This is a genomic window from Pedobacter jeongneungensis (assembly GCF_039538295.1).
Classification (GTDB): domain Bacteria; phylum Bacteroidota; class Bacteroidia; order Sphingobacteriales; family Sphingobacteriaceae; genus Pedobacter; species Pedobacter jeongneungensis.
Window position 1 is genome coordinate 307,484 of sequence record NZ_BAABBY010000006.1, and the last position, 16,022, is coordinate 323,505.

General features: G+C 40.8%; 7 protein-coding genes. All 7 read left to right on the forward strand.

The window, feature by feature from the left end:
* Positions 1–9: 9 nt before the first annotated feature.
* The 7 genes from ABD769_RS13650 (at position 10) to ABD769_RS13680 (ending at position 16,021) form a co-directional block, all read left to right on the forward strand.
* Complete coding sequence (locus tag ABD769_RS13650) at positions 10–1,905, forward strand: RagB/SusD family nutrient uptake outer membrane protein (protein ID WP_344851974.1); 1,896 nt, start codon at positions 10–12, stop codon at positions 1,903–1,905.
* A gap of 47 nt (positions 1,906–1,952) precedes the next feature.
* Complete coding sequence (locus tag ABD769_RS13655; protein ID WP_344851975.1) at positions 1,953–2,939, forward strand: hypothetical protein; 987 nt, start codon at positions 1,953–1,955, stop codon at positions 2,937–2,939.
* A gap of 781 nt (positions 2,940–3,720) precedes the next feature.
* Complete coding sequence (locus ABD769_RS13660; RefSeq protein ID WP_344851976.1) at positions 3,721–6,957, forward strand: SusC/RagA family TonB-linked outer membrane protein; 3,237 nt, start codon at positions 3,721–3,723, stop codon at positions 6,955–6,957.
* 35 nt (positions 6,958–6,992) lie between these two features.
* Complete coding sequence (locus ABD769_RS13665; protein ID WP_344851977.1) at positions 6,993–9,023, forward strand: RagB/SusD family nutrient uptake outer membrane protein; 2,031 nt, start codon at positions 6,993–6,995, stop codon at positions 9,021–9,023.
* 393 nt (positions 9,024–9,416) lie between these two features.
* A complete protein-coding gene (locus ABD769_RS13670) occupies positions 9,417–11,072 on the forward strand; it encodes a pectate lyase family protein (RefSeq protein WP_344851978.1) in 1,656 nt (551 codons plus the stop codon).
* Position 11,073: 1 nt separating this feature from the next.
* On the forward strand, positions 11,074–12,705 hold the full coding sequence (locus tag ABD769_RS13675; protein WP_344851979.1) for a polysaccharide lyase: 1,632 nt from the start codon (positions 11,074–11,076) through the stop codon (positions 12,703–12,705).
* 154 nt (positions 12,706–12,859) lie between these two features.
* A complete protein-coding gene (locus ABD769_RS13680) occupies positions 12,860–16,021 on the forward strand; it encodes a DUF6298 domain-containing protein (protein ID WP_344851980.1) in 3,162 nt (1,053 codons plus the stop codon).
* Position 16,022: the final 1 nt, after the last annotated feature.

Sequence of the window (16,022 nt, forward strand, 5' to 3'; positions counted from 1 at the left end):
TTTTGAGCAATGATTAATCAAATAAAAAACAATATAAAAAAGGCAGTAGCTGTTTTAATGCTAGCTGCACTTTTGCCTGCTTGTGTAAATAAAGATGAATTTTTCTTGTTACCGGATACTGGCGGTATCGATCAGGCCATTTGGGATAACGAGGGTTCAGTACAGTTGCACCTCAACAGGGTGTATGATGTAGCGATGTACCAGTTTCCGTTACAGCTTGTTCCTGATCGCTATGGTGTTCACTATGCAAGTGACGAGAACTATTTTCCTGATGGTGATGCAAATGCAAAAGCAGCACTTGGATTACAAGGTGTGTTGGGAAACAACGATGTAAGGTACACTGGTAACACTTATGGCGGTAACCCGGGACAGAATAAATACTGGGACATTGCAAGATGTAATGATGCTATCGCCAATCTTCCAGGAAGTAATATGGTTACTGCTAAGAAAAATGAATTGCTTGGGCAATATTATGCACTAAGGGCGATAACCTATTTCGAATTGGTTAAAGTTTACGGTGGTGTTCCTCTGCCATTAACGCCACAGGGAGGAGAAAGTATATACGATGAAGGCAGAAGACCGGCTAAAGAATGTTTTGCGGCCATATTAAGCGATCTGAATAATGCTATTGTATTATTAGATGGCTTCGCACCAAATGATGCCGATGGAAGAGGTAAAATTACAAAGCTGATTGCCACATGCTTAAAAGCTAAAGTGTTATTGTATTGGGCCAGTCCCCAGTTTAACCCTACCAATGATGCAAAACATCCTTTTCAGGCTTCGAGATGGGCCGATGCTTTAACCATTAATAAAGAAGCTTATGATATGTGTGTTGCAGCGGGTAAAAAATTAATGCCAAATTATTTGGATATTTTTCGTGTAGAAGGCACGGCCAATACCGAAGCAATCCTTGTCAGAACTTATTCAAACACAGTACCCAACAGAGGGAACGGAACTGAGCAGCGTGTCAGACCAACATCTGAAGGTGGAAGCACTGGCTTTCCGAATACTTACTTTATGCCTACCACAAAAATGCTGGATGCCTATCCGATGAAGGATGGAAAGCCATTAAATACATCTACGGCTTTTCCATACGATGCAACCATGTTCTGGCAAAACAGAGATCCGAGATTTGAAGCCACTTTTGCTACAAACGGTTCGGTATATCCTTTAAGCGGAAATGCAAACAGAAAACAATGGACATATAACCTTGCCGTTGGAGAGAGCAGCGGAGTGGCAGTATATGTAAAGCGTTTTTCTACACCTGCTTTAACAGCAAGCGCCTCTGTTTACAATAGTTCTGTTGGTGGTGGAAGTGGTATGGACTGGATTGAACTTAGGTTTGCAGAAGTAATGCTGAATTATGCTGACTGTTTGAATGAAACTGGAAATATTGCAGGTGCAAAAGATTTAATAAGACAAATTCGGGTGAGAGCCGGGGTAGTGGCCGGGGATGCAGATTATGGGCTTGCACTGGCTGGCAGCACTGCCCAGTTGCGTAACTTAATTCTTAACGAAAGACAAATTGAATTCGCTTTTGAAAACAAACGTAATTCAGATTTGAGAAGATCACGTACCATGCACCTGTTAACCGGAAATATGTCTAAACTGGAAGTGCAGTTGGTGAATCCTCCGGTAGGATCCGACCAGAAAGACAAAAAAGTGTTAGAAGACCCAACAGTTCCGGGAGGTACAACATTGTTCAGAGAAACCTTAAATATCAATGATAAAGCAACTTATACGAAGTATTTTAAAAATGTTATCATCACAAACACCACATATTTACCGTATAACGTACCCGAATTTCATTACTTCTACACCTTTCATAATGATTTTGTGAGTTTTGGAAACAAAATTCTGCCAACAATTGGATGGGCTGGTGGCACATTCGACCCTCTTGATTAATATTTAAAGAATAAATGTTTCAGTTGATCTGACTAAAAATTAAAATAATGAAAACTAAATATATTAACAAGTTACTCATCGGATTATGCCTGTTTCTTTTCTCTTCGTGTAAAAAGGAGTCGGCAAACATATTTAATATGTTCGAAGATGTTACCGTAACATTCAACAACAGCGATCCGCGCTGCGTTACCGATTATAAAGTAGTTAATGATAAAGAAGAGGTATGGATTGATTTTACCATAAACTCTGCCAAAGAAGACATGTATTCTTACGTTTTTGAGGTTTCTGCAGGTACACAACAGTCTACACGTTATACCATCGCAATTACCGATCCTGCCAAGCGCAGAAGTTTTTCAACCATTATTAAACTTCCCAATAGCGCTTTTCCGGCAGCTGCACTTCGTGATGGTAAACAGAGCTATCGTATTTGTGCGTTAAATGAAAAAGGAGTGTACATTGGCGACGGATACAAAAAAGTAACCGTTGATGTAAATCCAAGTTTCATGATTTACGCCAACAGAGATATTTATTTGCCTGATACCGTGGCGAAATCCTTACCAAGCTTTTTATCACTTACAGATGCTACTGGTTTTAGTTATACCACTGCTTCAGCTAACGCTGCGAAGATAGATTTCGGTATATATAGAAAGCCGGGCTCAAATTCTACAGTTCAGACACCAACCTGGGTGGTAAATTTATATTCGTTAAATGTAACTACTAATCCATTAACCGTTTATGATATTAGTGGCTTTAGTCCGAAGAGGGCCACTAAGTTTAGTCAGCCCGTTACCGGTCAGGCTACTGCATTTCTGACCACGGCAATTTCCGGCTCATCGATAGAAACCCTGGCTAAGGCAAGGGCAATTACTTTTAACGAAACTACTCAAACTGTTCCGGCTAATGGTTTGGCGCCAGGTAATGCAGTATTTTTCCTTACTCCGGAAGGTAAATACGGGATGTTATATATTAATGCAGTTACATCCGACTTGCAGAAAAGACCTTATATTAATGTTAGCATTAAAGTGCAGCGTTAAATGTTTTGTCCGGCGGCTGGTACCGCCATATATTTGGTTTGATCAAAAGGGAGCAGCGATTGCTCCCTTTTCTATTTACTGCCATTTAAATTAAGAGGCGGATAATGGATTCTGACTGCTTCTTTTTCTTCCTTCTTAAGGAAAATGATATCAATATTCTAGAACTACACTTTAATTTCTTATAGCAGGAGCACCATTTTTAAGCCTAAATTTAAGGGAGCATTTATTTTGCTTCCTGTTCTTTTGTAAATATTTTTTTACCAAAACTTTAAAATAAGCGTTAAAACAACGTTTTTAACTTCCGCAACGGTTAAAATTTAATATTAAAATATTTTTTATTTAAATATTGTATTTATATATGAATTTATTATCTACCTTGTATGATGCTAACTGTACCATATTTTATTAGTTAACTGAGAACTCTTTAAATGATAAAATGGTATAATAGCTGGAGAAAATTATACAAAAAATAGCCATATTTTGCATGCAATTTTGAATTATAATATACTTTCTAACCAAATAATTATCGACACCAAAATAAAAAATGAGCCAAATCACTGCATTCCATTTAAGTTATTCTTATCTACGAAACACCGTTTAATCCTGACTTAACCGATCCGAAAAAAATCATTCTTGATATCGCTATATTAATGCTCTCCGCTTGCAAAGTTTAAAATAACACTATATAACAGAAATAACTCAGGTTAAAACCTCGGTTATTAAGAAAAAGAACGACAATAAAACTTGTCGAAATTAGATTAAAAACTAACCAAATAACAAGATGAACTTAAAATTTTTACGCAAAATTTCTTTGTCCTTGCTTTTTACGCTGCTGGCAAGTACAATCCTCTTTGCCCAGGACCGAAAGGTGACCGGAAAGGTTGTCGATCAGGCAGATGGACAGGGGATACCCGGTGTAAATGTAAGCTTAAAGGGGATTCCGAGTAATGTAAGTACAAATTCGGATGGAAATTTTACCATTCAGGTAAAATCTGATGCTGATGTGCTGGTATTTTCTTTTATCGGATACGTTAGGCAGCAAATTACTGTAGGTAAACAAACCAACATTGCTATACGCCTGGTATCCGAAAACAAGAGCCTCGAAGATGTAGTGGTAGTCGGTTACGGCACGCAGAAAAGAAGTCATTTAACAGGCGCCGTGGTTGATATTAAAGCGGCAGAAGTAGAAGATCTTCCTGCAAGTAACATCGGTGCTTCACTGGCCGGAAAAATATTGGGTGTTGGGGTAAGCGGAGGTATTTCCAGACCAGGTTCTACAGCAAAGCTTACCATCAGAAATCCGAATACCATATTTTCTAAAGATGGCGGTTCTACCGATCCACTTTATGTTATCGATGATGTTATCCAGATTAATCCCTCAAACGGACAACCGGATGCAACACTTTTCAATAACCTTGATCCTTCTGAGATTGAGAGTTTATCATTCTTAAAAGATGCATCAGCCGCAATTTATGGTACAAGAGCAGGTAACGGAGTCGTATTGGTAAAAACTAAACGAGGTAAAATTGGTCCGCCTCGCATCAGTTATAGCGGCTCATACGCATTTAACGATGAAGCTTACAGAACGAAAATGTTGAGTGCTTATCAGTTTGGCATGTATTATAATATTATGAACGGACCTAACGGCGCTAATGTAAATCCGACTGGTCCTTCTGCAGCAGATAGTTTCTTTAGTCAGGATGAGCTTGAACATTTTAAAAACATTAATTACGACTGGCTGGAAGACGCATGGAAATCCTCCTACAACATGAAACATACCCTAAGTGTTTCAGGAGGCTCAGACCGCGCAACTTATTTTGGCGATATTGCTTACTATAAGCAGGATGGGAATCTTTCGAGCCTTGATTTTAAACGCTGGAATTTCAGGTCGGGTGCAGATATTAAAGTTGCAACAAATCTGAAAGTAGGCTTACAGGTTTCGGGAAACAACAGCGAACTGATTAAAACTTTTAATAAAATTGGTAGTGAGCTGGATGACAACGATTACCGTAACCTGATTCTTGCCCCACGTTATGTTCCAATGTACATTAATGGATACCCTGTTAAATTACCCGGAACAACCAACGATTTTTCTACTTATCATTTTTACGAAATTGAAAAATTGGGTAACCTTGCCAACACCAGAAACAACAATTTTACAGTTAACCTGAATGCACAGTACGATATTCCATTTGTAAAAGGTTTGAGTGCAAGGGCTGCTTATTCAAGAAATATGGGCAGTAGTAATGGTTCCCAGATTGGTACAAAGTATAATATATATACCTTTACTACACTGGGCACAAACAAACATATTTATGACGGCGCTACAACTCCTGTAGCACTTACCGCATCGAATGGTAACAGGCTCTATTATTCGAATACCACACAGAGCTCAACGCAATCCAACTTTGTGCTTACCTACAACCGCTCATTCGGGAAACATACGATTGGTGCTTTGGCAACGGTCGAAAAATCGGAACAGGCCTATAATAACGAGGTGGTATTTAAAGCAGATCCAATACAGCAAACAAATGGTCAGTTTAACTCCGCAACTGGTGCTATTGATGGAAGCACCACAAAATCAGAAGGTGGATCGCTATCTTATGTAGCAAGAGCCAATTATAGTTATGCAGATAAATACCTTGCTGAATTTATGTTCAGGAGTGATGCCTCTACCAAATTTGCACCAGGTAACTATTGGGGCAATTTTTATTCAGGTTCATTGGGCTGGGTAATTTCGGAAGAAGACTTTTTTAAAGTGCCGGGTATTGATTTCTTAAAATTAAGATACTCAATAGGTTTATTAGGAAACGACCAAACCAAAGCATGGCTGTGGAGACAGCGTTATACCTTCCAGGATGGTAAGGGCGGAGTGTTTGGAGCTGATTTAGGTGCCACTGCGGGCTACAAAATGGAAGCTTCGCCAAATCCGGATGCAACATGGAGCGACGAGCTGAAAAACAACGTGGGTATTGATGCCAAGTTTCTTAAAAACCGCCTTACTTTCTCTGCTGATGGCTACTATAACCATGCTACAAATATCTTAACAGAGGTAACATCCAACATTCCAATTACCATTGGTGGCTCGGTAGCTTCACAAAACTATGCAACTGCCGATTATTTTGGTTACGAAATAGGTATTGGCTGGAATGATAAAATTGGAAAAGATTTCAGCTATGGTGTCGATTTCAGGTTTGCCTGGTCGGATAACAAAGTTATTAAAGCAGATTATAATGCCAATGATGTTTTATACCCCTGGAATCCCCGAAACGGAACCTCATCTGATGTAGGCAAGTGGGGCTATGATTATTTAGGGATGTTTAAGGATCAGGCAGAAATTGATGCCTATGTTAGCACATACAAAATTACTGCCGTTAGTCCTGGCAATGCCGGAAGTGCAACTACTGTGCTGGCAAAAGATTTAAAACCAGGTATGCTTTATTACAGAGATGTGAGAGGCCCGCTACAGCCCGATGGAAGCTTTGCTGGTCCCGATGGTATTATTGACTTTAATGATCAGGTACAATTATCGAAAAAAGCTACCAACCACTATGGTTACGGTACAACATTGAAAGCCAGTTATAAAGGAATTGGGATAGAAGCCGTAATTTCAGGTTCGTTTGGTGGATGGTCGGAAATTGATGCCCGTAAAAAAATGAACAATTCAATCTCTCGTACTTTTGCAAGCGTACCCGAAATCTGGGGAGATATTTATGATCCTATCCTTAATCCGACAGGTACCATGCCAAACCCAAACTGGGAATCAACAAGTTTAAGTCCAACATCAAATTTCTGGAAAGTTTCTTCTTTCAGGATGCGTTTAGCCAGCTTACAGCTAAATTATTCTCTTCCAAAACGCTGGCTTGAAAAAGTTAAATTAAATAATGTACGCGTTTACGCAACAGCTTTAAACCCATACAATTTTTATAACCCATATTCTTATAGAGACAGTGATACGGCATACGACGTGTTTCCAAACCTGAAAACATTCTCTTTTGGATTAAACGTAACGTTTTAATAATTAAAGTAGTTATACTATTAAATTTTAAAGACATGAAAAAGAATAAAATAATATATGTTTTGGTTTCGCTGGTTATTTTAAGTGCCAGTTGCAAAGACAGTTTTTTAGAAGAGAAAAAAGATTATGCAGGCTTTAATGAGCAGGTTTTTCAGGAAGCATCACTGGCTTCGGGTTATGTAGATTATGTATATGGGTTATTTTTGCCTGCCAATAACGGCACGCCAAATGTGCAGGTACAAAGTGCTACCGAGAACGGAGCCTACAGTTCGGCCTTTACACAAACAACAGATGAGCTGGCCGGTGAAACGGATTGGAATAAAGAATGGGCACAGATTTCTTATGTAAATTCAAATGCTTTGAAATACTTTGGCCAGCGTTTGCCAAGCAGTGTAGCCAATAACACCTGGACACGTATGAAAGAGATCAATTTATTTCTACAGGAAATTGATAAACACGGTCTTCCTTCTGATGTAACAGCAAAATTTAAAGGACAAATGTACTTTTGGAGAGCCTGGCAATATTTTGAACTGGTTAAGCTTTACGGCGGTGTGCCTTTGGTTTTGCTGCCACAAGACCCAATTGTTTCATCGGCAAGCTCCAGTGAAATCCAAAGAAGTTCTACATCGGCCTGCATTGAGCAAATAACCAAAGATTTAGATCTGGCGATATCTTTGCTACCCGGAAGATGGTCGGGAAATGATAATGGCAGGATTACTTCCGGTGCTGCAGCAGCTTTAAAGGGTAGGGTATTACTTACCTGGGCAAGTCCGCTTTTTAACCGCACTGATGACCGGGTACGCTGGGAAAAAGCCTACCAGGCCAATTTAGCAGCAAAAACCTTATTAGAATCGAATGGATTTGGCCTATTTAAAGAAGGTGGAACGGCAAACGGTGTAGCCTGGGGCGCTATGTTTGTAAAAGACCACAGTATAGAAGCTGTATTCGAATTTGGTTTTAATGCCTTATCTACCGGCAATACACAAAGAAACAATGGATGGGAACAGGCTACCAGATCAAGAGAAATTAATGGGGCGGGTTCCATTTCTCCCACTAAACAAATTGTAGATGCTTTTCCGATGCGCGATGGAAAGCCCATAAATGCATCATCTGCTGCATATCCTTATACGGAAGGTAAATTCTATAAAAACAGAGATCCCCGCTTTTATAAAACCTTTGTTTATAATGGCGCAACCTGGCCTTATGGAGGAAATGCAAATTACAAACAGTGGACATACGTTTGGAAAAAAGCAGCAAATACCGGTTATAATGCAACTACCGAAACAAAAGGTGCTAATGGCAGCGGTATATACCTATGTAAAGCAAACAATCCAACAGCGAGCAATACCATAGGTAATTTTAGTAATAGTGCAACCGATTATATGGAAATAAGATTTGCGGAAGTTGTACTTAATCTTGCCGAATCGGCTATAGGTGCAGATAAAACCCCTGAAGGTTTTGAAGGCATAAAATCAATAAGAGAACGTGCCGGAATTTTACCAGGAACAGACGGATCTTATGGTTTGGGCGTAGGCTTAAGCCGCGACCAATTATTTGCGGCAGTACTGAATGAAAGAAAAGTAGAGTTTGCATACGAAAGTAAACGATTTTGGGACTTGAGAAGATGGATGCTTTTTGAATCGGGTCCAACAACTTCGAGATTAGGATTTGCACCATTGAATGGAACTCGAAGAACCGGTTTTTACATCAGTGTAAAAAACCAGGCGGGTGATGACTATGTTGCGCCAACACCTACCTCAACAATTGATCCGCTGATCAAACAATCTAACGGTACTGTTGCGGTAATTGACAGAGATGCTACCACTTATCCAGCTGGTATCACCACAGCTGATCAATATCTTGATTACCTTTACGATAAATACTTTAAAGTAGGCGTAAGAGACGACCTTGACAAAACAAGTCCGGCGAATTGGAAATTCACCTGGTACCCTCAATATTATTTCTTTGGAATCAATCAAACCGTATTATCCGCAAGCCCTTACCTGCAACAAACAATAGGATGGGATAGCATGAATGGTGCCGGTACATTCGATCCGCTGAAGTAAACACGATCTTAGGGCGGTTTGCTCACCGCCCTGGTTTTTTATATTTGGTTTTTAGAAAAAGGGAACATTAATTTGTTTCCTTTTTTTTCATTTAAGAATGTTACATTTATATATGAATATTATTTCTATCTTGTAACACGGTTGTGAAAATGAATTTGATTTGTTACAGCCATTTTAACCAAATGAAAAGATGATACAATACCTGGCCAAAATTATACAGTAAACAGCCAATTTTTGCGTGCAAATTTGAAATATAATATACTTTCTAACCAAAACTTATAACCAAAGACATCAACAGAAATGAGCCGATTTTTATAAATTTCATGATCGATAATTCCATCAGTCAAAAATTTCAGCTAAATTTCTTTTGCTTCTTTAACGGGTAAAACACAAATGAAAAAGAACTTTTTAAATCTGTTGTTTACAACAGCATTACTGCTCTCCGCAAATTATACTTTTGCTCAATATCCCAATATCCCGGCCGACGTAAAAAAAGCATCCGATTCGATGCTTAAAGAAGCCTATCATCAGTCGGATATTGCCTGGGAAAAAGCCAAACCAATTATGGCTAAAGAGGCTGCAGAGGGTAAACCTTATATCCCCTGGGCAGGCAGGCCGAACGATTTGCCTCAGTCTAAATTACTGGCCTTTCCAGGTGCTGAGGGTGGCGGTGCTTATAGCTTCGGCGGGCACGGCGGCAGGGTAATCGTGGTAAAAAACTTAAATGATAGTGGTCCGGGCTCATTACGCGATGCCTGCGAACAGGGCGGGGCCAGGATTGTGGTGTTCAATGTAGCCGGAATCATCAGGTTAAAAACCCCGTTAATTATCCGCGCACCCTATATTACCATTGCCGGACAAACCGCCCCTGGTGACGGGGTATGTGTAGCTGGCGAATCGGTTTGGTTAAATACGCATGATGTAATTGTTCGTTTCATGCGTTTTAGAAGGGGCGAAACCTTTGTAGGCCGCAGGGATGATGCCATTGGCGGAAATCCGGTAGGGAACATCATGATCGATCACGTATCTGCAAGCTGGGGATTAGACGAAAACATGTCGATGTACCGCCACATGTATAACGATAGTACCGGAAAAACCGAAGAAAAACTGGGAACGGTAAACATCACCATCCAAAACTCAATTTTTTCTGAAGCATTGGATTACTGGAACCATGCCTTTGGTTCGACTTTGGGTGGCGAAAACTGCGCTTTTGTACGTAACCTTTGGGCCGATAACGGGGCGCGTAACCCATCAATTGGCTGGAATGGTATTTTTAATTTCGCAAATAATGTGGTTTTCAACTGGAACAACCGCTCTACAGATGGTGGCGATTACACTGCTCAGTATAACATCATCAATAACTTTTATAAGCCAGGACCGGTTACTGAGCTGAAAGATCCGATCAGTTACCGCATTTTGAAGCCTGAATCTGGCCGTAGTAAATTGCCTTATGTCGTTTTCGGTCGCGCTTATGTAGCCGGAAATATCATTGATGGTAACGAAAAAATAACCAAAGATAACTGGGCAGGAGGGGTTCAGATGGAAGATAAAAAAGGTAACTTAATGTCTTTCGAACAGGCCAGCAAATATTTTCCTGCCATGAAAGCAAAAGATCCGTTCCCGATGCCAAAAATCAGCATTATTCCTACTTTACAGGCAAAAGATTATGTACTGGCAAATGCCGGAGCTACCTTGCCAAAAAGAGATCCGGTTGATACCCGTGTAGTTAAACAGGTTACAACAGGTAAAATCGAAGTACATCCAAATGCAAAACCATCTGCTTTCCAGTTCGAACACCGCAGGTTACCGGGCGATTCTTACAAACAGGGAATTATTACCGAAGTTTCGCAGGTTGGCGGTTATCCTGAATATAAAGGCACACCTTACAAAGATTCAGACGATGATGGTATGCCTGATGCTTATGAACTGAAAAACGGTTTAAACCCTAAAGATGCTTCTGATGCTTCAAAAATCACCAAAAGTGGTTATTCAAACATCGAGGTATATTTAAATAGTGTTGTTCCTCTTACCATTGTAAAACCGAACTAACATGCGCACCTGGAATTCTATTTTTAGCCTTATCGCACTTTGTGGCATCGGAAAAATGGCTTTTGCACAGTATCCTGTTATTCCGGAAGCGATGGAAAAGAAAGCCGATTCGCTCCTGAAAAGCATCGAAGATAAATCGGAACAGCAGTTTTTAAAAGTTAAACCTATTGTGGATGAAGAAGCCAGACATGGCAAACCTTATATTCCATGGGCAGCCAAACCCGGCGATTTGCCTCAATCTAAAATGGTGGCCTTTCCTGGTGCCGAAGGCGGTGGAGCTTATTCTTTTGGTGGTCGCGGAGGCAAAGTTTATGTAGTAACCAGCCTTGACGATGCCGGTAAAGGTACACTCCGCGAAGCCTGCGAGCAGGGTGGCGCAAGAATTATCGTATTTAATGTTTCCGGGATCATCAGGTTAAAAACACCTTTAATTATCCGCGCACCTTATATTACCATTGCCGGCCAGAGTGCACCGGGTGATGGCGTTTGCATCGCTGGAGAATCGGTATGGATCAATACACATGACGTGGTGATCCGTTACATGCGTTTCCGTCGCGGGCAAACCGACGTTACCCGTCGCGATGATGCCATTGGCGGCAATCCGGTTGGAAATATCATTATCGATCACGTTTCTGCTAGCTGGGGTTTAGATGAAAACATGTCGATTTACCGCCATGTTTACGATCCGAAAGACGGTTCTAAACCTGTTAAATTGCCTACTGTAAACGTTACCATTCAAAATTCAATATTTTCTGAAGCGTTGGATACCTATAACCATGCTTTCGGAAGTACTATTGGTGGATTAAACTCTACTTTTATGCGCAACCTTTGGGCATCAAACATCAGCCGGAACCCCTCTGTGGGCATGTACGGTGATTTTGGTTTCGCCAACAATGTAATTTTCAACTGGTGGAACCGAAGTGCTGATGGCGGCGATAATGCCTCATTTTATAGTTTTATCAATAACTATTACAAACCCGGACCGATTACACCTGCCGGAGAACCCATTTCATATCGTATTTTAAAGCCTGAATCGGGTAGAGATAAAAAGTTCGCCAACGAATTCGGTAAAGCTTATGTCACCGGAAATATTACCGAAGGGAACGAAAAAGTAACCAAAAATAACTGGGACGGGGGTGTTCAGCCAGAAAGTAAACGAGATAAACAAAAACTGCTGGACTCCATGAAAGTGGATAAACCTTTGCCTATGGCGAAAGTCTCCATTATTGATACCAAAAAGGCTTACGATTATGTGCTGGCAAATGCGGGAGCTTCGTTACCTGTACGAGATGCAGTAGATCAACGGATTATTAAACAGGTAAGTACGGGTAAAATAGAACATGTTGAAGAGGGTAAATTGCCAGACAAACAAAGTTATGTAAAGCGCCGTTTGCCTGCTGATTCTTACAAACAGGGCATTATTTCAGATATCGCACAGGTGGGCGGTTACCCGGAATATAAAGGAAAACCTTATCTTGATTCTGATAATGATGGCATTCCTGATGCATGGGAAACAAAAAACGGACTGAATCCTAAAGATGCAAAAGACGCTGCTAAAATATCAAAATCAGGTTATTCGAACATTGAAGTGTATCTAAATAGCCTGGTGGGTGTAAATAAAGTGAGGCCTTAGCGCAATTACTGTCATTCTGAACGCAGTGAAGAATCTGTAAGCGATGAAAATGAAACTTTAATAACCAACTTCCACAACGGCAGTGGGTTAGGCAAAATCAGAAAAATTAGGTTGCAGATGCTTCGTGCCTCAGCATGACAAATACAAATAATCAATGCCAAAAACTAACCATATATCAAAAGCAGTACAACTAAAAACCTTAGCGCTTATGCTAATTGGTCTTTTAACTGCAAACTTATCTTTTGGGCAAAAAACAAAACCTGTTGAGCCACCTAAGCCAATTTTTAAGGGCAAGGATGGTAAAATGGCTTATACGCTGGATGAACAGGGAAACCGTATTCCCGATTTTTCTTATGCAGGTTACATGGCAGGAGAAAAAGCCATACCAACTGCAACCCTAAAAGTTGTTGTTCCCGTTGCACAGGGCGATGCCACCTTAAGGATTCAATCGGCCATTAATTATGTTTCGAAATTACCTGTTGGGAAAGATGGCCTGCGCGGTGCGGTTTTATTGGAAAAAGGGAACTACGAAGTTGCCGGAACTTTAAAATTATCTGCTTCTGGTGTGGTACTCCGTGGGAGTGGATTTGGTGAAAACGGAACCAAAATTTTCGCTACTGGCTTAGATCGCATTGGTGTGATCAGGATTTTTGGTAAAAAGAACAGAATTGAAGAAAAACCAATTGCCATCACAGATGCCTATGTACCCGTAAATGCAAATAAAATTACACTGGCAAATACTGCCGGATTTAAAGTGGGCGATAAAATCATCATCAACCGCCCTTCTACTAAAGAATGGATTGAAACCCTAAAAACCGTAGAATTTGGTGGTGGTGAAAGTGCCTTAGGATGGAAACCAGGAACCAGAGACCTTCATTGGGACCGTAAAATTACTGCTATAAACGGCTCAATCATTACTTTTGACGCACCCATCACTACTGCATTAGATGCAAAATTTGGCGGAGGAACCATTTCAAAATACGAATGGGAGGGCAGAATCGCTCAGTCAGGCGTAGAAAACCTGAAAATCGAATCAGATTATCATAAAGAAAATATTAAAGACGAATACCACCGCTGGACAGCCATCTGCTTGGAAAATGTAGAAGACGCCTGGGTACGTCAGGTGGTTTTCGAACATTTTGCAGGCTCTGCCGTAAATGTACTCGAAACCGCTAAAAGAATTACGGTTGAAGACTGTAAATCATTGGCTCCTGTTTCCGAAATAGGTGGCGAACGCCGTTTTACTTTTTTAACCACTGGTCAGCAAACGCTTTTCCAGAGGTTGTATTCAGAATATGGTTACCACGATTTTGCTGTAGGTTTCTGTGCTCCCGGACCAAACGTTTTCGTTCAATGTCAGTCTTATCTGCCATTTAGTTTTAGCGGTGCAATTGATAGCTGGGCATCTGGTGTATTATTCGATATCGTTAATATTGATGGGCAGGCCTTAAGTTATTTAAACCGAGGGCAAGATGGACAAGGTGCCGGCTGGAGTGCTGCAAACAGCGTATTTTGGCAATGCAGCGCGGCAAGAGTTGATAATTTTCAACCGCCAACTGCTCAAAACTGGGCATTTGGTACCTGGTCGCAATTTGCCGGAAACGGTTATTGGGACATGTCTAACGAGCAGATTCAACCCCGCAGTTTATATTATGCGCAGCTAAAAGACCGGATTGGTAATGATGCCGAAGCCCGGAATTTTGTTCTTCCGGTAGAAACCGAAGCATCAAGCAGTCCGCCGGTTGATGTGGCCCAAAAACTCACAAAACTAGCTTACAAACCTGCTTTAACCGTTTCAGAATATATTGATGCGGCTTCTGATCGGAATAAAATCCCGACAGAAACCGGGCAGGCAAAAAATATCGATAAAATTGGCTTGGATAAGGTCCTTCAGCCGACGCTTGCTAACGCGATGACGATCAAAAATGGCTGGCTGGTTCGTGGCAATGAAATTGTTGTAGGCGATCGTCAGGATGTGCCCTGGTGGAACGGCAGTGCCCGTCCGTATGGATTAAAAAACACTAAATTCCACATTACTCGTTTTGTTCCTGGTCGCTCAGGAAACGGTTTAACCGATGACCTGGATGAAATTACCGATTCCATGAAAAATGGTTCAGTTAAAGTATTAGATCACAACTATGGCCTTTGGTACGATAGGAGAAGGGATGATCACGAACGCATCCGCCGTATGGATGGCGAGGTTTGGGCACCTTTTTACGAATTGCCTTATGCCCGTAGCGGACAGGATAAAGCCTGGGATGGCTTGAGTAAATACGACATCACCAAATATAACCTCTGGTATTGGGACAGGTTAAAACAATTTGCAAACCTTGCCGATCAGAAAGGATTGGTGTTGATCCACGAAAATTATTTTCAGCACAATATTATCGAAGCGGGTGCACATTATGCCGATTTTCCATGGCGTACTGCAAATAACATCAATAATACGGGTTTCCCTGAGCCAGTGCCTTATGCCGGCGATAAACGCATTTTCATAGCCGAACAGTTTTATGATATCACAAATGAGCACCGCAGGGCCATTCATAAGGCTTATATCCGCAAATGCCTGGAAAATTTTAATGGAAACTCGGGAGTAATCCAGTTAATTGGTGCCGAATTTACTGGTCCTTTGCATTTCGTTCAGTTCTGGATCGATACCATTAACGAATGGGAAAAAGAAACCGGTAAACATCCGGTTATCGGTTTAAGCGTAACCAAAGATGTTCAGGATGCAATTTTGGCCGATCCAAAGCGTGCTTCAGTAGTAGACCTGATCGATATCCGTTACTGGCATTACCAGGCAGATGGAACGGCTTATGCGCCACAGGGCGGGTTAAGTTTGGCCCCCCGTCAACACGCCCGTTTGCTAAAACCGAAAAAAACATCTTTCGAAGAAGTTTATCATGCGGTATCGGAATATAAAAATAGATTCTCTGAAAAAGCAGTGATTTATTCAGGAGATAGTTTCGACACTTTCGGATGGGCAATTTTAATGGCAGGAGGTTCACTTTCCAATGTGGAAGGTATTGACGCATCGGTTTTAAGCATCGCATCTGCAATGAAACCATTTCTTCCGGAAGGCAAATCAGCAAAACAATATGGATTGGAAAATGCAGGCAAAGCTTACATTTTGTACAATTCATCGGCAGAAGCTTTTAACCTTGATTTAAGTAAATCAGCTGGAAAATTCCATGTAAAAGTGTTGAACAGCAAAACCGGAAAATCGCTTAAGGAAGAAAAAATAAACGGCGGAGCCATCGTGAAATTAAATAAGGTAGCATCAGGCGACGAAGTCATCATCATCAATAAAATTTAAC